Genomic DNA, 19,939 nt, shown 5'->3' with positions numbered 1-19,939 from the left:
GACCTGCCCGCTCCTCTCGGAGCGGGTATTCTCCTGCTTCACTTCTATTCGTCTGACAACAGTTGCCGACCATGCTCAAACGCCTTGCCTATCTGGCGCTCTGTGCCTGCGCCCCGCTGTATGCCGCACCCCCTATCGACGATCAACGTGTGCAACAGTTGGCCAACGACCCGTTCTGGATTTCGCTGGGGCACTACGAAGCCGGCAAGCTCAGCGGCTGGCGTAGCTATGTCAGCGACGATAAATTCTTTCTCGCCCCCGACGGCGCTCATCACCCGGACGCCGAACTGCGTGCCACCGTCGAGGCGTTGTATGCACCCGTAAGCCTGGGCGACAAGCACCCGCAGTGCGTGTACCCGGCCCGTACTCGCTGGCTCAAGGCTCAACTGAACCTGACCGACCTGCCCAAGGCCGAGTGCGCAGAGTTCACGCAATGGTTCAAGGACGTGGCGCCGCACAGCACGGTGATGATCTTTCCGGCGGCCTACCTCAACAGCCCGTCCTCGATGTTCGGCCATACCCTGTTGCGTATCGACCAAGCCGATGTGCAGAACAACAAGACCGCCCTGCTGAGCTACGCGATCAACTTCGGTGCCTATATCGAAGGTTCCGACAACAGCATTCTGTATGCCTGGAAGGGCTTGGCCGGTGGTTATCCCGGCCTGTTTGCGCTGGTGCCCTACCAGGAAAAACTCTCGGAATACCGTAGCCTCGAAAACCGCGACCTGTGGGAATACCGACTTAATCTCACACCTGAAGAAACCCAGCGCATGGTCGAACATGTGTGGGAGCTCAAACAGATCCAGTTCGATTATTTCTTCTTCGACGAAAACTGCTCGTACCGTTTGCTCGAACTGCTGCAAGTGGCGCGCCCCGGCTTGCAGCTGACCAGCCAATTCCCGCTGACCGCGATCCCCACCGATACGGTGAAAGCAGTCAAGGAAGCCGGGTTGGTCGAAAGCATCGAATACCGCCCGTCCCGTGAACGTGAGCTGCTCGACCGAGCCAAAGCCCTCGATCCAGAAGAACAGCAATGGGTCTTGCAGGTCAGTGCCGATCAGGCTCAATTGCAGAACCCGGCCCTCAAGGCGTTGCCCAAAGAGCGCCAGGCGCTGATCATCGACGCGGCTTATCGTATTGAGCGCTACAGGGCCAATGGCCTTGAGCGCGACACCGCTCGCTCACAACGCAGCTTTGAACTACTACGGGCGATCAACCAGAACCCTGCGCCTGAACTGCAGGTCGAAAAACCCGAGTTACCTGAAAACGGCCACGAATCGCGAACCTGGCAACTGGGCGCCGGTAGCCGTGACGACAAGGCCTTTGCCGAATACGGCCTGCGCATGGCCTACCACGACCTGAACGACAACGCCCCGGGCTTCCCGCTGGGTGCACAGATTGAAATCCTGCAACTCAAACTGCGCCAGTACGAAGGCAATAACTGGCAAGTTCAGCAATTGGACTTAGCCAACATCCGCTCCCTGACCCCACGCAACGAATTGCTGCAACCCTGGTCCTGGCAAGTGGGCGGGGGGCTGGAACGGGTACTCGGCAAACATGGCGACGAAAATCTGGTCAGCCACATCAACGGTGGCGCGGGCGGCACCTGGCAATTGGGTGAAAACATGCTGGGCTTTGCCCTCGGCACTCTGCGCGTGGAGCACAACAACGACTTTGCCGCTTTCGTGTCTCCGGCTGCGGGTTTTAACACCGGGCTTCTTTGGCGTAACCCGGTGGGCAACCTGAGCCTGGAAGCGAAAGGCGACTACTTCACTAATGGTGAAATCCGTCGTAGCCTGAGCCTGAATCAACAATGGGAAGTTTCGCGCAACCTCGGCCTGCGACTCACTGCCCAACGAGAGTTCAGCAAGCTGACCTCCCCCATCAACGAGGTGATGCTGGAGTTGAAGTGGTATCACTACTAAAGGAGTTTTCAAGACATGGCAGTTAACTGTGATTCCCTTGAGCAAGTGCGCGAGAAAATCGACGGGCTAGATCGACAGATTGTCGGTTTGATCGCCGAACGCGGCGCCTACGTGTTACAGGCGGCTCGTTTCAAGAAAGACAGCGATGCGGTCAGGGCCCCGCAGCGGGTTGAACAGGTGATTGCCAAGGTTCGGGCATTGGCCTCAGAACTGGGCGCCAACCCGAACGTCACCGAAGACGTTTACCGCGCCATGATCGCGGCCTTTATCGAGCAGGAACTGGCGGAGCATAAGGCGCTTTCATAACAAAACCTGTAGCCGCTGCCGCAGGCTGCGATAAGGCCCGAAGGGCCTTTAAAGAAGGGCCGCTACGCAGCCCATCGCAGCCTGCGGCAGCGGCTACAGGATTAACGGCTTAAACCACGCCCTGCGCCAGCATCGCATCGGCGACTTTAACGAAGCCCGCAATGTTCGCGCCTTTTACATAGTTGATCCGGCCGTTTTCTTCGCCGTAATGCACGCACGCGTGGTGGATCGACTGCATGATGTTGTGCAACTTGCTGTCCACCTCACCCGCCGTCCACAGCAGACGCATGGCGTTTTGCGACATTTCCAGACCGCTCACCGCCACGCCTCCGGCGTTGGATGCCTTGCCCGGTGCAAACAGGATACCGGCCTCGATAAACAGGTCGACGGCCTCAAGGGTGGTCGGCATGTTCGCGCCTTCAGCCACGCACACGCAGCCGTTGCTCAGCAACGTACGCGCCGCTGCAGCGTCCAGCTCGTTCTGGGTAGCACACGGCAGTGCGATATCACACGCCAGGTTCCACGGATGCTGGTCAGCCAGAAACTCCAGGCCAAACTCCCCGGCCATTTCGCTGATACGGCCGCGCTTGACGTTTTTCAGCTCCATCAGCGCTTCCCACTGCTCCTCGCTCAAACCGGCCTCGCAATACAGCGTGCCTTCAGAGTCCGACAGCGAGATCACTTTGCCGCCCAGGTCCATGACCTTACGCGCCGCATATTGCGCCACGTTGCCCGAGCCAGAAATGGCCACGCGCTTGCCATCAATGCGCTGACCGCTGCGCTTGAGCATTTCCTGGGCGAAATACACGCAACCAAAACCGGTAGCTTCAGGGCGGATCAGGCTGCCGCCGTAGCTCATGCCCTTGCCGGTCAGCACGGAAGTGAACTGGTTGCTCAGGCGCTTGTACTGGCCAAACATAAAGCCGATTTCACGGGCACCAACACCGATGTCGCCTGCTGGCACATCAACGTCCGAACCAATGTGGCGATACAACTCACTCATGAAGGCCTGGCAGAAACGCATGACTTCGGCGTCGCTCTTGCCCTTGGGGTTGAAGTCCGAACCGCCTTTACCGCCGCCCATAGGCAACGAGGTCAGGGAGTTCTTGAAGGTTTGCTCGAAGGCCAGGAACTTCAGAACACCCAGATTCACCGACGGATGGAAACGCAGACCACCCTTGTACGGGCCAATGGCGCTGTTCATCTGGATACGGAAGCCACGGTTAACCCGTACTTTTCCTTCGTCATCGACCCACGACACGCGGAACACGATCGCACGCTCGGGTTCGCAAATGCGCTCAAGAATGCCTGAAGTCAGATAATGCGGATTGGCTTCAAGAAACGGCCACAGACTGCGCAGGACTTCTTCCACTGCCTGGTGGAACTCAGGTTGGTCCGGGTCACGTTTTTTCAGGCGGGCAAGGAACTGGTCGACGGATTCGATCATGGTTAATTCTCGGCAAATTTATTGTCGTTAAACGGAGATTGACCAGAACTTTATCAATTCATGTGGCACCGCGACAGCGCAAAATGTCGCAGTTCTGAATTTAAATGGTGCATTTATATAAATTACGCCGATTTCAACGGCTTTTGCGCACCAAAAAATAGCTTCTTGTACCCAGTTTCGCACCAACTATTACCCGAGAATTTACCGTAGCAGCTGCCGAGGAACGAAGGCTGCTACGAAATCGGGGGCATCCGAAAATCCACAAAAAACGGCGCCCGAAGGCGCCGTTCTGTACTGCAAAAAAACAGCCTTATTGGGCCAGTTTCTTGTGACGCACACGGTGCGGCTGGGTGGCCGCTTCGCCGAGGCGCTTTTTACGATCGGCTTCGTACTCGGTGTAGTTACCTTCAAAGAAGATCGCTTGCGAGTCGTCTTCGTACGCCAGGATGTGAGTCGCGACGCGGTCAAGGAACCACCGATCGTGAGAGATCACAATGGCAGCACCTGGGAAGTCCAGCAGTGCTTCTTCGAGCGAACGCAGGGTCTCAACGTCAAGGTCGTTGGACGGTTCGTCGAGCAGCAGCACGTTGGCGCCCTCTTTCAAGGTCAAGGCCAGGTGCAAGCGACCACGCTCACCACCGGACAAGTCCTTAACGAACTTCTGCTGATCGCCACCTTTGAAGTTGAAACGACCTACATAGGTACGCGACGGGATTTCGTAGTTGCCGATGCGGATCACATCGGAACCGTCAGAAATCGCCTGGAACACAGTCTTGCTGCCATCCAGGTCGTCACGGCTCTGGTCCACACACGCCAGTTGTACCGTTTCACCGACTTCAATGCTGCCCGAATCCGGTTGTTCCTTGCCCATCAACATGCGGAACAGGGTCGACTTACCGGCACCGTTACCGCCGATCACGCCAACAATGGCGCCTTTAGGCATGGCGAACGACAGGTTGTCGATCAACACGCGATCGCCGTAACCCTTGGATACGTTCTTGAACTCGATAACCTTGTCACCCAGGCGCGGACCGGCCGGGATGTAGATTTCGTTGGTTTCGCTGCGCTTCTGGAATTCCTGCGATTGCAGTTCTTCGAAGCGTTGCAGACGCGCCTTGGACTTGGACTGACGCGCCTTGGCGCCTTTACGGACCCATTCCAGCTCGTCTTTCATAGCCTTTTCATGGGCCGACTGCTGCTTGGATTCGGCAGCCAAACGATCGGACTTGGCTTCAAGCCAACCCGAATAGTTGCCCTCGTAAGGAATACCGGCACCACGGTCAAGCTCAAGAATCCAGCCCGCTACGTTATCCAGGAAGTAACGGTCGTGCGTAATCGCAACCACGGTACCCGGGAAGTCGTGCAGGAAGTGCTCCAGCCAGGCTACCGAGTCGGCGTCCAAGTGGTTGGTTGGTTCGTCGAGCAGCAGCATGTCCGGGGCCGACAGCAGCAGGCGGCACAAGGCCACACGGCGCTTCTCGCCACCCGACAGGTGCTCGACCTTGGCATCCCATGCCGGCAGGCGCAGCGCATCGGCAGCGACTTCCAGTTGGCGCTCAAGGTTGTGACCGTCGCTCGCTTGCAGGATCGACTCAAGCTTGGCCTGTTCAGCGGCCAGCTTGTCAAAGTCAGCATCCGGGTCTGCGTATTCGGCGTAAACCTGATCCAGACGCGCTTGAGCGTCCTTGATCACGCTAACGGCTTCTTCAACCACTTCGCGTACGGTTTTGCTCGGATCCAGCTGCGGCTCTTGCGGCAGGTAGCCGATGTTCAGGTCTGGCATCGGACGGGCTTCGCCGTCGAACTCGGTGTCGACACCCGCCATGATTTTCAACAGGGTGGATTTACCCGAACCGTTCAGGCCGAGTACGCCGATTTTGGCGCCTGGGAAAAACGACAGGGAGATGTTTTTCAGGATTTCCCGCTTCGGCGGAACAACTTTGCTCAGCCGATGCATGGTGAAAACGTATTGAGCCATGGAGAACCTAGGGTCAGTGACGGGTGAATAAGGTGCGAACAGTGCCCGGATCAGGCCATAGCAGTCAGTCAGGGACTGATCGAGATCAATGCCTGCTCGCAGAAAAAACATAAATGTAGACCCCCGAATCTACCTGAATGCGCTGAACAGGGCAAACCAGCACAGACCAGAGGACTGGCACTTTGCCACAACCCAAGGCATGCTAGGCGCCCTCTGGGCGTCTTTAAGGGGGCCTCGCGCCATAGCCGCCAAATCGCAGGATCACAACTTGCCCAATGTCACCGAGCCAATTCTCGCCAAAGCGTCCAGCCAATTGTTTGGTACACCTGTGCGCGGGACGTTAAAAAGCGCGTTGGCGGCTCTGGTTCTATTGCTGCTGGCGATGCTGCTCTGGTTAGTGATCGAGCAGTTCCGCGAAACAATCCAGCAAGAGCGCCAAACCAGCATCAATTACAGCGCCGACCTGGCCGATAGCATCAGCCTGAACATGGCCCTGCGAGCCGAGACCGCCCTCAACCTGCTTGCGACAGAGCAACCACCGAAAAACCTGCGCCAGCAACAAGCGCTGGTCCAACAACTGAGCCAATCCCTGCCAGCCCTTCAAAGCCTGGCCTTGCTGAGCCCTGCCGGCGAAGTGCTGCTAGATAGTACCGGCACCAGCCCGGACGCCGCGTTCCTGGCTGATTGGGTCAAACACAACCCCTCACGCAGCCGTACCGATGGCTATTACTTCAGCAACAACGCTGACGCCAGCCTGATCTATTTGTTACTGCACCAGCCCAACGCCGACATGGATGGCTACTGGCTGCTGCGCATAAGCCCGAACCTGCTGCAAAACCTGGTGCATCAGAGCGCCAGCAGCATTCGCCCGCAATGGCTACTCGAAAACAGCCAGACCCACAAAGTGCTCAGCCGTGCGCAAAAGCCGGTTACGCCAGCCACGGCCCTGAGCCAGCGCGATGAAAGCGACACCATACTTCTGACCCCCATAAGTCACAGCGACTGGCAATTGCGAGGGCTGTTCAATGAGCGCGCTGCAGTTGAACAGTTGCTGCCCGGGTTGATCGGCAAATGCCTTCTGGGTCTGCTGCTGTCGTTACTGCCAATAGCAGCACTGCTGAGTTTGCGCCGCCGCCAGCGCCGGTTGCATGAGGGCCGTCGTCGGTATCAGGATATTTTTGAAGGCACCGGCGTGGCCCTGTGCGTTCTCGACCTGTCGAGCCTGCGCGGATTTCTTGAACGAGAAAAACTGCATGACAGCGACAACCTCAAGCGGTGGCTGGACAACAACCCGCAACATAGACGCCAACTTTTTGAGCAGTTGCGCATTACTGAAGTCAATCAGATGGCCATGCAGCTGCTGGAGGTCGACTCAGGCAACGGCGCCTGGCTAAAGCTGATCAGCAGCTCGACCATCGGTTACACAATTGTCGAGGCGGTGCTCAATCAACAGCAGCAACTTGAGCTGGAAATCAAGCTGACCCATGCCAATGCCCAGGATCAGCATTTATGGCTGGTGTTACGCCTGCCGGTGGACCGCGAGGATTATCACTCGGTCATCCTGAGCATCAGCGACATCACCAGCCGTAAGCTGATCGAATTGTCCCTGCAAGAACGCGAGAGCTTTTGGTCCGATGTCGTACGCACCGTGCCCGACCATCTCTATGTGCAGAATGTGATCAGCCAGCGAATCATTTTCAGCAACCATCACCTTGGGCAAACCCTGGGTTATAGCGCCATCGAACTGCAACAAATGGGCGCTTATTTCTGGGAGCTACTGCTGCACCCCGAAGACGCCGAGCGTTATCACCAGTTACGCCAAGAACAACGGGACAACGGCTACAAAAACCTGATGCAGTGCCAACTGAGATTTCGCCATCACCAGGGCACTTGGCGGCGCTTCGACATCCGCGAGCAAGCCTTCGCCCGGGACACGGGAGATCAAGTCACACGTGTTGTGGGGGTGGCCAAAGACATCACTGACCAGATTGAAGCCAGCGAGTCATTGCGCGACAGCGAACAACGTTATCGGATGCTGGCCGAAAGCATCAGCGACGTTATTTTCTCTACCGACAGCACGTTACGCATGAACTACCTCAGCCCCTCGATACAGACCGTACTGGGGTACGAGGCACAATGGGTGTTCGACAATGGCTGGCAATCGATTATCGCCACCCCACAACAGCTGGAGGGTATTTTCAGCCTGATCAAGCGCGTCAGTAACGCGCTCGACAAGCCCCAGCAACTGTCGGCCCTGCGATCCCAGATGCAAACCCAGGTATTCCTGCTCGATTGCTTGCGTGCCGACGGGCATACCGTCCCGATCGAACTGCGCCTGGTACTGGTGTGGGATGAAAACGATACCTTCGAAGGCATCCTGGGTGTTGGCCGTGATATCAGTCAGCAGCGGCGTGCAGAAAAAGACCTGCGCATGGCCGCCACGGTATTCGAACACTCCACCTCGGCCATCCTGATTACAGATCCCGCGGGCTATATCGTGCAAGCCAACGAAGCATTCAGCCGGGTCAGCGGTTATGCCGTATCACAGGTGCTCGACCAATTGCCGAGCATGCTGACCGTTGATGCCCAGCAGCGCGCGCACCTCACCTATGTGCTCAAACAACTGAATCAGCACGGCACCTGGGAAGGTGAAGTCTGGCTCAAGCGCCTCAACGGCGAACACTACCCGGCCTGGGTCGGCATTACGGCCGTGTTCGACGACGAGGGTGATCTGGCCAGCTATGTATGCTTTTTCAGTGACATCAGTGAACGCAAGGCCAGCGAGCAGCGTATCCACCGCCTGGCCTATTACGATGCCCTGACCCACCTGCCCAACCGCACCCTGTTTCAGGATCGTCTGCACACCGCACTGCAACAGGCCGAACGTAACAAGTCGTGGGTTGTGCTGATGTTCCTCGATCTTGACCGTTTCAAGCCGATCAACGACTCCTTGGGCCACGCGGCAGGCGACCGCATGCTCAAGGACATGGCCATTCGCTTGCTGGCCTGCGTCGGCGACGACGATACCGTGGCCCGCATGGGTGGCGATGAGTTCACCTTGCTGTTGCAATCACGCGTCACTCGCGAACTGGCCTTGAACCGCGCAATCAGCGTGGCCGAGCACATCCTTGCCAGCCTGGTAAAACCCTTCGTACTCGAAAGCCGCGAGTTCTTCGTCACGGCCAGTATTGGCATCGCCCTGAGCCCGCAAGACGGCAACGAACTCAGCCAACTGATGAAAAACGCCGACACCGCGATGTACCACGCCAAGGAACGCGGCAAAAACAACTTCCAGTTCTATCAGGCGGACATGAACGCCAGCGCCCTGGAGCGTCTTGAACTTGAAAGCGACTTGCGCCACGCGCTGGAACAGCAGGAGTTCATCCTTTATTACCAGCCGCAATTCAGCGGCGACGGCAAACGCCTGACCGGGGTCGAGGCGCTGCTGCGCTGGAACCACTCAAGGCGCGGCCTGGTACCACCCGGCGACTTTATCCCGGTTCTCGAAGAACTGGGGCTGGTGGTCGAGGTGGGTGACTGGGTACTGGCCGAAGCCTGTCGCCAGCTCAAGCTCTGGCACCAGGCCAAAGTGCGTGTGCCCAAAGTCTCGGTCAATATCTCGGCGCGCCAGTTCTCCGATGGCCAACTGGGCACACGCATTGCCAATATCCTCAAGGAAACCGGCCTGTCGCCTGCCTGCCTGGAGCTTGAGCTGACCGAAAGCATCCTGATGCGTGAAGTCAGCGAGGCCCTGCATATTCTCGCCAGCCTGAAAAACCTCGGCCTGAGCATTGCCGTGGACGACTTTGGCACCGGTTACTCGTCGCTCAACTACCTCAAACAGTTCCCCATCGACGTGTTGAAAATCGACCGTACCTTTGTCGATGGCCTGCCCGCAGGCGAGCAAGACGCACAGATAGCCCGTGCAATCATTGCGATGGCCCACAGCCTCAACCTTGCGGTAATCGCTGAAGGCGTGGAGACCCACGAACAGCTGGATTTCCTGCGCGAGCACGGCTGCGATGAGGTCCAGGGCTACCTGTTTGGCCGACCGATGCCGGCACACTTGCTGGTCAAGCAGCTGCGAGCGGCAAGTGATGAACTTCAAGCTTGAAGCTTGCAGCTTGCAGCTTGCAACTGACGACCATGAATCGCATTCATATGCCAGATAAAACCCTTTGAGTTAGAATGCCTTCCTTTTCTGCCCCGATCCTTGAGGACCGCCATGTTCAGCCGTGATTTGACACTTGCCAAGTTCGACGCCGACCTTTTTGCCGCCATGGAGCAAGAAGCTCAGCGCCAGGAAGAACATATTGAGCTGATCGCTTCGGAAAACTACACCAGCCCAGCGGTGATGGAAGCTCAAGGCTCGGTATTGACCAACAAATACGCCGAAGGCTACCCGGGTAAGCGCTACTACGGCGGCTGCGAATACGTCGACGTAGTTGAGCAACTGGCTATCGACCGTGCAAAAGAGCTGTTCGGCGCCGATTACGCCAACGTTCAGCCGCACGCCGGTTCCCAGGCCAACAGCGCTGTTTACCTGGCCCTGTTGTCGGCTGGCGACACCATCCTGGGCATGAGCCTGGCCCACGGCGGTCACTTGACCCACGGCGCCAGCGTTTCGTCCTCGGGCAAGCTGTACAACGCCATCCAGTACGGTATCGATGCCAACGGTCTGATCGACTACGACGAAGTTGAGCGCCTGGCCGTTGAACACAAGCCAAAAATGATCGTGGCTGGTTTCTCTGCTTACTCGCAGATCCTCGACTTCCCACGTTTCCGTGCAATCGCTGACAAGGTTGGCGCCTACCTGTTCGTGGACATGGCTCACGTAGCCGGTCTGGTTGCAGCGGGTGTTTACCCGAACCCGGTTCCATTTGCGGACGTAGTGACCACCACTACCCACAAAACCCTGCGCGGTCCACGTGGCGGCCTGATCCTGGCCAAAGCCAACGCCGACATCGAGAAGAAGCTGAACTCCGCTGTTTTCCCAGGTTCGCAAGGCGGCCCGCTGGAGCACGTTATCGCCGCCAAGGCCGTGTGCTTCAAAGAAGCTCTGCAACCAGAGTTCAAGGCTTACCAGCAACAAGTCGTGAAAAACGCTCAGGCCATGGCTTCGGTATTTATCGAACGTGGTTTTGACGTGGTATCGGGCGGTACTGAAAACCACCTGTTCCTGCTGTCGCTGATCAAGCAGGACATCTCCGGTAAAGACGCTGACGCCGCACTGGGCAAAGCCTTCATCACCGTAAACAAAAACTCCGTACCGAACGATCCGCGCTCCCCGTTCGTGACCTCGGGTCTGCGTTTCGGTACTCCAGCAGTTACCACTCGCGGCTTCAAAGTAGAAGAATGCCGTGAACTGGCTACCTGGATCTGCGACATCCTGGCTGATATCAACAACGAAGCCGTTATCGACGCCGTTCGCGAGAAAGTCAAAGCCATTTGCGCCAAGCTGCCGGTCTACGGCAACTGAGTGTAAATAGCTAAACAAGAAGCCCGGCTTATTAGCCGGGCTTTTTATGGCGTCGGTTATTTTGAAACATATAGCGCAGCGCACCTGCACAATAACAACCTAGTCTGAACTTTATGCTTTTCATCCATTGCAGAGTTCAGACCATGACTAACGACACTCAAAAATCCTTTATCGCCACCTTACAAGTACCGAACTACAACCTTGATCTACTGGGCACACTTTACGGCCAGCCGGTAATGGTCACAGACTTGCTGGGCAGTGGCGGCGTCTTCTCCGGCCGACCGCAGACCCGCGATGACTCGGGCGCCATCGGCATACAGCCGCATGCCAACGGCGGGGTCAAGGCGCCACTCAAGCTTTACTTCCGCCATACTGCCAAGGGCTATGAAATACATATTAAACACACTGGGAAGTATGATCACCACCGGCTGGCTAAAAATCATTTAGACACTATCTATGCGAGAAGTCCGACATTAAAAGACCCTCTTGCCTTCACACTACTTAGTCAACAAAACGCCAGCGTTACGGGGGACACTTTGCTTGAGCGTCATACACTCATTACGTTAAAGACCCACAACAACAGGTCTATCGGCATAAAGAAAGTTAAAGGTTCCCCTTACCACTATTTGGCCGAGACAGACGAAAGAAACAAAATGGTATTTCTTTTAACTATTCTCGAAAGAAACGTGCCTTATTAATTATCAACTTATTCTTCTGTGGGAGCTGGCCTGCCAGCGATGGTTTCGACCTGGTTTATCTGAAAGACCGCATTGCCTGAATCGCGAGCAGGCTCGCTCCCACAAAATGTAGTCCGTGACATGTTTACTTAGGCTGCAAACGCCAGCCCAATACATTCAACAGGTCACAGCCGTCACGAAGCAATAGTGCCGCAGTGATGGCCAGATGCTTGATATCAACGGAGTCTGCCTGCAACAGATCGCGGCTGGAAAAGGTTTCCATCATCTGGGTGACGGCCTGAACGCGAGCAACGGCGTTGGCATGCAACACATCCAGTGGGGCGTTGCGGTCGATCAATAATGCGGGGATTGTGCAGTCGATGGCAGTTAGCGGTATGTACGGAGAATCAGTCATAAAGGGTGCTCCCATGCTTAAGGTTTGGGCCATTGATTCTCGTCGCCAAACGAAAACAGGTGGCCGCTATACGCGGGTTGGCGAACCGGTAACCTCAAGCAAAACCCGGCAGACCCGAAGATCTCCCACGCATAGCTGCCATAAAGCACAGCGAGCAAAATACACGCTCGCCCATAGATAGCAATAAGGCATTGCATTGAAGTGTTTCCAGGTCGCCAAACCCGGTCGCCTTTAGGGCGATCGCTGACTATAGGCATCGAGCTCGTGGCGCAGCAATTGGCAAAGCTGTGCGAAAAATCTGCTATTTCCGTGAGGCAAGAAAATCAAAAGCCCCTAGCTGCGCAAACCCCTCGCGAATCTTTGCCTCAGGCAAGTCATCGGCAATAAACACCATCACGCTTTCACGCGCTTCACCTTCGGCCCACTCAGTGTCCCAATCAAAGCCATACAACTTGAGCACACCCTGAAACACCAACCGGCGATCTTCGCCGGCAATGCTCAGCACGCCCTTGTAGCGCAGCAACTGCGTGCCGTGATCTTCCAGCAGTTCGTTCATAAATGCGCTAAGGCTGTCGATATCCAGCGGTTTATCGGTGCGCAACACCACACTGGAGATACGGTCGATGGACGTCGCAGGCTGCACCGGGCGCAAGCTCAGGCCACCGCCCAGGTCTGCGTTCAGGTTAAACCCGCGCACATCCAGCAACTCGGCCAGATCAATCTTGCCGTGCTCGACCACGCGAATCGGCGCTCGACGGTTGATGCGGGTCAGGCGCTCACTCAGGGCAGCAAAGGTGGCGTCATCCACCAGGTCGCGCTTGCTTACCAGCAGGCGGTCAGCAAAGCCTATTTGCGCTTGGGCAATGGTCTGGCTCAGGTGTACATCGGCGTGGGCGGCGTCCACCAGGGTGATGATGCCGTCCAGCAGGTAGCGCTCGCGCAGTTCTTCGTCAATAAAGAAGGTTTGCGCCACCGGCGCCGGATCGGCCAGGCCGGTGCATTCGATCACCAGTCGGTCGAAGGCGATTTCACCGCTGTCCAGGCGTTCAAGCAGCAGATACAGCGCTTTGGTCAGGTCGGTGTGGATGGTGCAGCACACGCAGCCATTGGCCAAGGTCATCACTTGCACCGGCTCGTCGCCCAGCAACTGGGTATCGATCCCGGCATCGCTGAATTCGTTCTCGATCACGGCGATTTTCAGGCCGTGCTCGGCCTTGAGCAGGTAGCGCAACAACGTGGTTTTACCGGCCCCCAAAAAACCGCTGAGGATGGTGACGGGGATGGGAGAGGACATGCAGAGTCTCCTGAAAAATACAGCCAAAAACAAATATGGGAGCGAGCCTGCACGCGATTCAAGCAACGCGGTGTAACTAATACACCGCAGCGCCCTTCTCGCGAGCAGGCTCGCTCCCACATTAATTAAATACAGCTCACCCTTGGCGGGTTAACAGCACTTGGGCCCGCCCTTGCCGCCGTAACGAGCCTCCTGGCGTTCGCGAAAGAACGCTTCGTAGGTCATGACCGGCTTGTCCGGGTGTTTGGTTTGCATATGCTCGACGTAGTTGTCGTAGTCGGGCATGCCGACCATCAGGCGTGCGGCCTGACCGAGGTATTTACCGAGGCGACTCAGGTCATTGAACATGGTTGCAACCCTCTGTTAAGCATCCGGCATGGCTTGGTACGGCGACTCTTTATCCGTACGTTCTTTGCTGCCCCATGCAGCTATACCCACTTTGATCGCAAAGAACAGAATACTGAACACCACGAACAGAAACAGCACGGTCAAACCGGCGTTGGTGTAGGCGTTGATGATCACGTGTTGCATCTGGTCGATGTTTTTCGCCGGGGCAATCACTTGGCCTGCGTCCAGTGCAGTGCTGTATTTCTTGGCCAAGGCCAGGAAACCAACCGCCGGGTTGGCGTCGAACAATTTGATAAAGCCCGCGACGGTGGTGCAGATCAGCAGCCAGATCGCTGGCAGCATGGTTACCCAAATGTAGCGCTGGCGCTTCATTTTGATCAGCACAACGGTTGCCAGCATCAGCGCGATACCCGCCAGCATCTGGTTAGAGATACCGAACAGCGGCCACAGGGTGTTGATGCCGCCCAATGGATCGATCACGCCCTGATACAGCAGGTAGCCCCACATCGCCACACACAGGCCAGTTGCCAGCAGGTTGGCGCCCCAGGACTCGGTGCGCTTGAGTGCCGGGACAAAGCTGCCGAGCAGGTCTTGCAGCATAAAGCGACCGGCACGTGTACCGGCGTCAACCGCAGTCAGAATGAACAGTGCTTCAAACAAAATAGCGAAGTGATACCAGAACGCCATGGTGTTTTCGCCCGGCAACACGTTGTGCAGGATCTGAGCGATACCTACAGCCAGTGTCGGTGCACCGCCGGCACGGGCCAACACAGTGGTTTCACCGATGTCCTTGGCCAGCGCGGTCAGCGCATCCGGAGTAATTGCAAAACCCCAGCTGCTAACGGTCTGGGCCACAGTCACCACGTCACCGCCGACGATAGCCGCCGGGCTGTTCATGGCGAAGTACACACCCGGCTCGATCACCGAAGCAGCAACCATCGCCATAATGGCCACGAAAGATTCCATCAGCATCGCGCCATAACCGATGTAACGAGCGTTGCTTTCGTTATCCAGCAGCTTGGGTGTCGTACCCGACGCAATCAGCGCGTGGAAACCCGATACCGCGCCGCAGGCAATGGTGATGAACAGGAACGGGAACAGGCCGCCTTTCCAGACTGGGCCAGTGCCATCGGTGAACTGGGTCAGCGCGGGCATTTTCAGCTCGGGCATGGTAACCAGAATGCCGATTGCCAAGGCCACGATGGTGCCGATTTTAAGGAACGTCGACAGGTAGTCACGCGGAGCCAGAACCAGCCACACCGGCAATACCGCCGCGACAAAACCATAACCGATCAGCATCCAGGTGATTTGCGTACCGGTGAAGGTAAACACCGGAGCCCACTCCGGGCTGGCCGCAATTTGGCCCCCCAGCCAGATCGAACCGAGCAACAGCAGTACACCGACAACCGAGATTTCACCGATGCGGCCCGGGCGGATGTAGCGCATGTAAATGCCCATGAACATCGCGATCGGAATGGTCGCCATCACCGTGAACATGCCCCACGGGCTCTCGGCCAAGGCCTTGACCACGATCAGCGCCAGCACCGCGAGGATGATGATCATGATCAGGAAGCAGCCAAACAGCGCGATGGTGCCAGGCACCTTGCCCATTTCCTCGCGCACCATGTCGCCCAAGGAGCGACCGTTGCGGCGAGTGGACATGAACAGGACCATAAAGTCCTGCACCGCGCCTGCCAGTACGACACCGGCGATCAGCCAAAGCGTGCCCGGCAGGTAGCCCATTTGTGCGGCCAATACGGGACCGACCAAGGGGCCAGCGCCAGCGATGGCAGCAAAGTGGTGACCAAAAAGAATGTGTTTGTTGGTCGGCACATAGTCCAGACCATCATTGTTGAGCACCGCAGGCGTCGCGCGACCAGAGTCGAGCTGCATTACCTTGGTAGCGATAAACAAACTGTAATAGCGATAAGCAACCAGATAGATGGCAACCGCTGCCACTACGATCCACAAGGCGTTGATCGCCTCCCCTCGACGCAATGCCACTACGCCAAGGGCGCAGGCTCCTACTATTGCCAGCACCAGCCACGGAATGTGGCGTAGCAGGCTATTTTTATTATTCATTTTTAAATTCCGGCCAGTTGGACAAGAAAGACTGCTTCCGGAGTTTAGCGCTCTTGGCCCTAAAGACCAGCCCCTGACATTGATCTAGAGCCTTCTTTTGCGGATTTGTGCTGGGCGGCGCTGCACATTTTGTCCATGCAACGCCGCTGTCTGCCCCGGCCAGTTGAGCAGACACTGCGATCACCCCTTGCAGGTTTTTTTACCAATTTGAACCCTACTCGAACAACGCATCCAGCGCCTGTTCCAGACGGGTCACGCCAATCACTTTCAAGCCCGGCGGGGACTCTTTGGGGGCGTTGCCCTTGGGCACGATGGCGCGTTTGAAGCCGTGCTTGGCGGCTTCTTTAAGCCGCTCCTGACCGCTGGGCACCGGCCGCACTTCGCCCGACAGACCAACTTCACCAAACACCAGCAGGTCGTGAGGCAGTGGACGATTGCGCAGGCTGGACATCACGGCGGCCATCAGTGCCAGGTCGGAGGCGGTTTCCAGCACCTTGACCCCGCCCACCACGTTAAGGAATACATCCTGATCATGGGTGGGAATACCGCCGTGGCGATGCAAGACCGCAAGCAACATAGCCAGACGGTTCTGATCCAGGCCCAGGGTCACCCGGCGCGGGTTGGACATATGGCTGTCGTCAACCAGCGCCTGCACTTCAACCAGCATCGGGCGGGTGCCTTCCCAGGTAGCCATAACCACACTGCCCGGGACTTCTTCCTGGGCGCGGGTAAGGAAAATCGCCGATGGGTTGGAGACTTCTTTCAGGCCCTTGTCGGTCATGCCGAACACACCCAACTCATTGACCGCGCCAAAACGGTTTTTCACTGCCCGCAGCAAACGCAAGCGACCGTCAGACTCACCCTCGAAATACAACACGGTATCGACCATGTGCTCCAGCACTCGCGGCCCGGCCAACGCGCCTTCTTTGGTCACGTGGCCCACCAGGAAAATCGCCGTACCGCTGGACTTGGCATAGCGCACCAGCAACGCCGCACTCTCGCGCACTTGCGACACGCCACCCGGTGCTGATTGCAGCTGTTCGGTGAAGATGGTCTGGATCGAGTCGATTACCATGACCTTGGGCTTCTCGACCTTGGCGGTGGCGATGATGTTTTCGATACAGGTTTCAGTCATCACTTTGAGCTGGTCCTGCGGCAACCCTAAACGCCGGGCGCGCATGGCCACTTGCTGCTGGGACTCTTCGCCGGTGACATACAACGCGGGCATGCGCGTCGCCATCTGACACAAGGTTTGCAGGAGAATGGTGGATTTGCCGATACCGGGATCACCGCCGATCAATACCACCGAGCCATCTACCAGACCGCCACCGAGCACTCGATCCAGTTCGCCGGAGGCGGTGGAAAAGCGCGGAATTTCGGCAATGCTGACTTCGGCCAGGGTTTTGATCTGGGCTTGTTGCCCGGTCCAGCCGGTGCGGCCGCTGGGTGGTGCGGCAGCCCCGCTTTCAACAATGGTTTCCACCAGGGTGTTCCAGACGCCGCACTCGCCGCACTGCCCGGCCCACTTGGGAAAGGTTGCGCCGCACTCGGTGCAGCCGTAAATGCGCTTGGGCTTGGCCATCTGAACTCCACGGAAAAACCGCGATGATAGCCCACTGAGCCTTGATCAGCGCGCAACCGGCATGCGGATTTCGCCATTGGCCAGCCGAGCGGCACTGTTGCCCAGTGCATCTTCGGCATTCAGGTCGGCGCCTTTACGTGACAAGTCGTTGAGCAGCTCGACCCGTTTAAACAGGCCCGCGTACATCGCGGCAGTCTGCCCCGCGCCATTGCGCTGATCGGGATTGCAGGCGGTCGCCATCAAGCGATGGGCGATCTTGAGTTCGCCTTTGAAAATAGCGCCCATCAGGGCGGTGTTGCCACGCTTGTCTTGCACACAGGCATTGGCACCTGCCTTGAGCAAATGTTCAACCGCCTCTGACTGGCCGTTATAGGCCGCGAGAATCAGCGCGGTGTAGCCTTTGCTGTCTTGAGTATCGAGGGCGTAACCGGACTCGATAAAGGTATCGAGTATCGCCACATCCCCGCGCCGTGCGGCGTCGAAATAGTAGCCCTGAAGCTGGGCCCCAACATCGGACTCATCGGCCAGCGCCATTGCACTCATCAGCAGCAAGGCAACAGATATAAAAATACGCATGATTACAGTTCCCCTGAATGCCACTGCACCCTGTGGGAGCGGCGGTGCGACGACTCGACGTGCTCGCGATGCAGGCGCTGCGGTCTGGCGGGCAGACTGCTGTGATGCCATCGCGAGCAAGCCCGCTCCCACAAAAGCACGGTTTTCGGTTAATCCACCAATTTGGCAGCCAGAGCCTTGACCCGACTCAGATCGCCCTTGGCGACCTTGGTCACGCCGGTGCCGTACTCGGGATCAGCCTTGTAAAGGAACGACAGGATGATGTGTTTGCTTTCGTCATCGGTTGTTGCCAACGAACCACCAAAGTTCTCAATCAGGTCCTGACGCTCTTTCTTGCTGAAGGAGCGGTAAAGATCGCCCGCCTGTTTGAAGTTTTGCTCACGCTGAATTTTCGCCTGCTGGGTGGTGCCCGACAGCGGCATTTCGCTATAGCGCGCAGCTTGCGGCTCTTCACGCGGCATCAAGCGGCTCGGCTGGTAGTTCACACCCGAAGTGCTGTGACCCAGGTTCATTGCACCGTCCTGATTGCCATTATTCACCGCTACACGTGGAGCGTTGATCGGCAACTGCATGGCGTTGGCGCCCAAACGGTACATCTGGGTGTCGGCATACGAGAACACCCGACCTTGCAGCAAACGGTCTTCAGATGGCTCGATACCAGGCACCAGGTTGGCCGGGGCCATGGCGACCTGCTCGGTTTCCTGGAACACATTGGCCGGGTTGCGGTTCAGGACCATTTGCCCGACTTTGCGCTCAGGCACGTTCGGCCAGATCTTGGTCGCATCCAACGGGTCAAAGTCGAACGACTTCAAGTCTTCAGGCTTGAGCACCTGCACGTACAAATCCCACTTGGGGAAATCACCCTTGTTGATATGAGTGACCAGGTCGTTGGTCATGTGGCTGTAGTCCTGGCCCTGAACCTGTGTGACTTGCTTCGGGTCAAGGTTGTGCAGCCCCTGCAGGCTCTTCCAGTGGAACTTCACATAACGCACGTCGCCTTTGGCGTTGATCAGTTTGTAGGCGTGAACCCCGTTACCGTCCATTTCGCGGTAGCTGGCCGGTGTACCCGCGTTGGAGTACAGCTCGGTCAAGGTACGGGTGGCTTCCGGGACGTGGGAGAAAAAGTCGAAACGGCGCGAGTCGTCGTCAAGGTTGGTACGCGGGTCTGGCTTGAAGGCGTGAACCATGTCCGGGAACTTGATCGCGTCACGGATAAAGAAGGTGGGGAAGTTGTTGCCAACCAGGTCCCAGTTGCCGTCAGCGGTATAGAACTTGGTGGCAAAGCCGCGCGGATCGCGCAGGGTTTCTGGCGAGTGGTTGCCATGCACCACGGCCGAGAAGCGCACAAATACCGGCGTGGTTTCGCCAGCGGCAAACACCCGGGCCTTGGTCAGGTCACTCAGGTCATTGGTGACAGTAAACGTACCGTGTGCGCCTGTACCGCGCGCATGCACTACACGCTCCGGGATACGTTCACGGTCAAAACGCTGAAGTTTCTGCAGCAACTGCACGTCTTGCAGTAGTACCGGGCCATTGGCCCCTGCGGTTTGAGAGTTCTGGTTATCACCGACAGCTGCACCGTTATCACGGGTCAGGGTTGCCGCGTGAACCGAAACCGAAAGCAAACTGGCGCTTAAAACACATAACAGGCGGCGCTGTGAAAGCGTCCCGAAGCCAAAGTGGATGGTCATGCGTAAGTCCTCTGGTTATTGGATGTGCATAGCACTGACCAAAGGCTAGAGACCTACGGGGCAAATTCTAAATAGAAAGGTCGCAAGCCGGCGATTGAGAAAAAGGTCTGGCTTTAACCCAATCAATGGCGTATCCGCG

General features: G+C 57.2%; 14 protein-coding genes. 5 read left to right on the top strand and 9 right to left on the bottom strand.

Annotation, left to right across the window (positions count from 1 at the left end; translation table 11 throughout):
- Positions 1-71: 71 nt before the first annotated feature.
- Both U5A05_RS03875 and U5A05_RS03870 read left to right on the top strand, forming a co-directional pair.
- Positions 72-1,925 (top strand): Lnb N-terminal periplasmic domain-containing protein, encoded by a 1,854-nt coding sequence (locus tag U5A05_RS03875; protein ID WP_321835806.1) that lies wholly within the window; start codon positions 72-74, stop codon positions 1,923-1,925.
- Between the two features lie 15 nt (positions 1,926-1,940).
- Positions 1,941-2,231 (top strand): chorismate mutase, encoded by a 291-nt coding sequence (locus U5A05_RS03870; protein WP_261740893.1) that lies wholly within the window; start codon positions 1,941-1,943, stop codon positions 2,229-2,231.
- 109 nt (positions 2,232-2,340) lie between these two features.
- On the opposite strand, the gene gdhA is transcribed toward U5A05_RS03870, so the two are convergent.
- Positions 2,341-3,678, bottom strand: a complete 1,338-nt coding sequence (gdhA, locus tag U5A05_RS03865) for an NADP-specific glutamate dehydrogenase (RefSeq protein ID WP_261740892.1) — start codon at positions 3,676-3,678, stop codon at positions 2,341-2,343.
- 310 nt (positions 3,679-3,988) lie between these two features.
- Positions 3,989-5,656, bottom strand: a complete 1,668-nt coding sequence (gene ettA, locus U5A05_RS03860) for an energy-dependent translational throttle protein EttA (protein ID WP_133078604.1) — start codon at positions 5,654-5,656, stop codon at positions 3,989-3,991.
- Positions 5,657-5,924: 268 nt separating this feature from the next.
- Here ettA and U5A05_RS03855 point away from each other — a divergent pair, with 268 nt between their 5' ends.
- The 3 genes from U5A05_RS03855 (at position 5,925) to U5A05_RS03845 (ending at position 11,833) form a co-directional block, all read left to right on the top strand.
- A complete protein-coding gene (locus tag U5A05_RS03855; protein WP_321835805.1) occupies positions 5,925-9,770 on the top strand; it encodes a bifunctional diguanylate cyclase/phosphodiesterase in 3,846 nt (1,281 codons plus the stop codon).
- Positions 9,771-9,881: 111 nt separating this feature from the next.
- Positions 9,882-11,135 (top strand): serine hydroxymethyltransferase, encoded by a 1,254-nt coding sequence (gene glyA, locus U5A05_RS03850; protein WP_019824044.1) that lies wholly within the window; start codon positions 9,882-9,884, stop codon positions 11,133-11,135.
- A gap of 143 nt (positions 11,136-11,278) precedes the next feature.
- Positions 11,279-11,833, top strand: coding sequence for a hypothetical protein (locus U5A05_RS03845; protein WP_321835804.1), 555 nt, complete (start codon positions 11,279-11,281; stop codon positions 11,831-11,833).
- A gap of 124 nt (positions 11,834-11,957) precedes the next feature.
- Here U5A05_RS03845 and U5A05_RS03840 read toward each other — a convergent pair whose 3' ends face one another.
- The 7 genes from U5A05_RS03840 to katB form a co-directional block, all read right to left on the bottom strand.
- The gene (locus tag U5A05_RS03840; RefSeq protein ID WP_321835803.1) at positions 11,958-12,227 is read right to left on the bottom strand and encodes a short-chain dehydrogenase; all 270 of its coding nucleotides are present in this window, start codon (positions 12,225-12,227) and stop codon (positions 11,958-11,960) included.
- A 301-nt stretch (positions 12,228-12,528) separates the two neighbouring features.
- Complete coding sequence (gene yjiA, locus U5A05_RS03835) at positions 12,529-13,521, bottom strand: GTPase (protein WP_321835802.1); 993 nt, start codon at positions 13,519-13,521, stop codon at positions 12,529-12,531.
- Between the two features lie 150 nt (positions 13,522-13,671).
- Positions 13,672-13,869 (bottom strand): YbdD/YjiX family protein, encoded by a 198-nt coding sequence (locus U5A05_RS03830; RefSeq protein WP_003443968.1) that lies wholly within the window; start codon positions 13,867-13,869, stop codon positions 13,672-13,674.
- A 15-nt stretch (positions 13,870-13,884) separates the two neighbouring features.
- Positions 13,885-15,951, bottom strand: a complete 2,067-nt coding sequence (locus U5A05_RS03825; protein WP_261740888.1) for a carbon starvation CstA family protein — start codon at positions 15,949-15,951, stop codon at positions 13,885-13,887.
- A 214-nt stretch (positions 15,952-16,165) separates the two neighbouring features.
- Positions 16,166-17,533 carry a DNA repair protein RadA gene (gene radA / locus U5A05_RS03820; protein WP_261740887.1) on the bottom strand — a complete coding sequence of 456 codons (1,368 nt, stop codon included), beginning with the start codon at positions 17,531-17,533 and terminating at the stop codon, positions 16,166-16,168.
- A gap of 45 nt (positions 17,534-17,578) precedes the next feature.
- Positions 17,579-18,109 carry an ankyrin repeat domain-containing protein gene (locus tag U5A05_RS03815; protein ID WP_321835801.1) on the bottom strand — a complete coding sequence of 177 codons (531 nt, stop codon included), beginning with the start codon at positions 18,107-18,109 and terminating at the stop codon, positions 17,579-17,581.
- Positions 18,110-18,258: 149 nt separating this feature from the next.
- Positions 18,259-19,800, bottom strand: a complete 1,542-nt coding sequence (gene katB, locus U5A05_RS03810) for a catalase KatB (protein WP_321835800.1) — start codon at positions 19,798-19,800, stop codon at positions 18,259-18,261.
- Positions 19,801-19,939: the final 139 nt, after the last annotated feature.

This window comes from Pseudomonas kulmbachensis (assembly GCF_963681935.1).
GTDB classification, from domain to species: domain Bacteria; phylum Pseudomonadota; class Gammaproteobacteria; order Pseudomonadales; family Pseudomonadaceae; genus Aquipseudomonas; species Aquipseudomonas kulmbachensis.
This window is presented reverse-complemented; position numbering and strand designations above follow the sequence as displayed.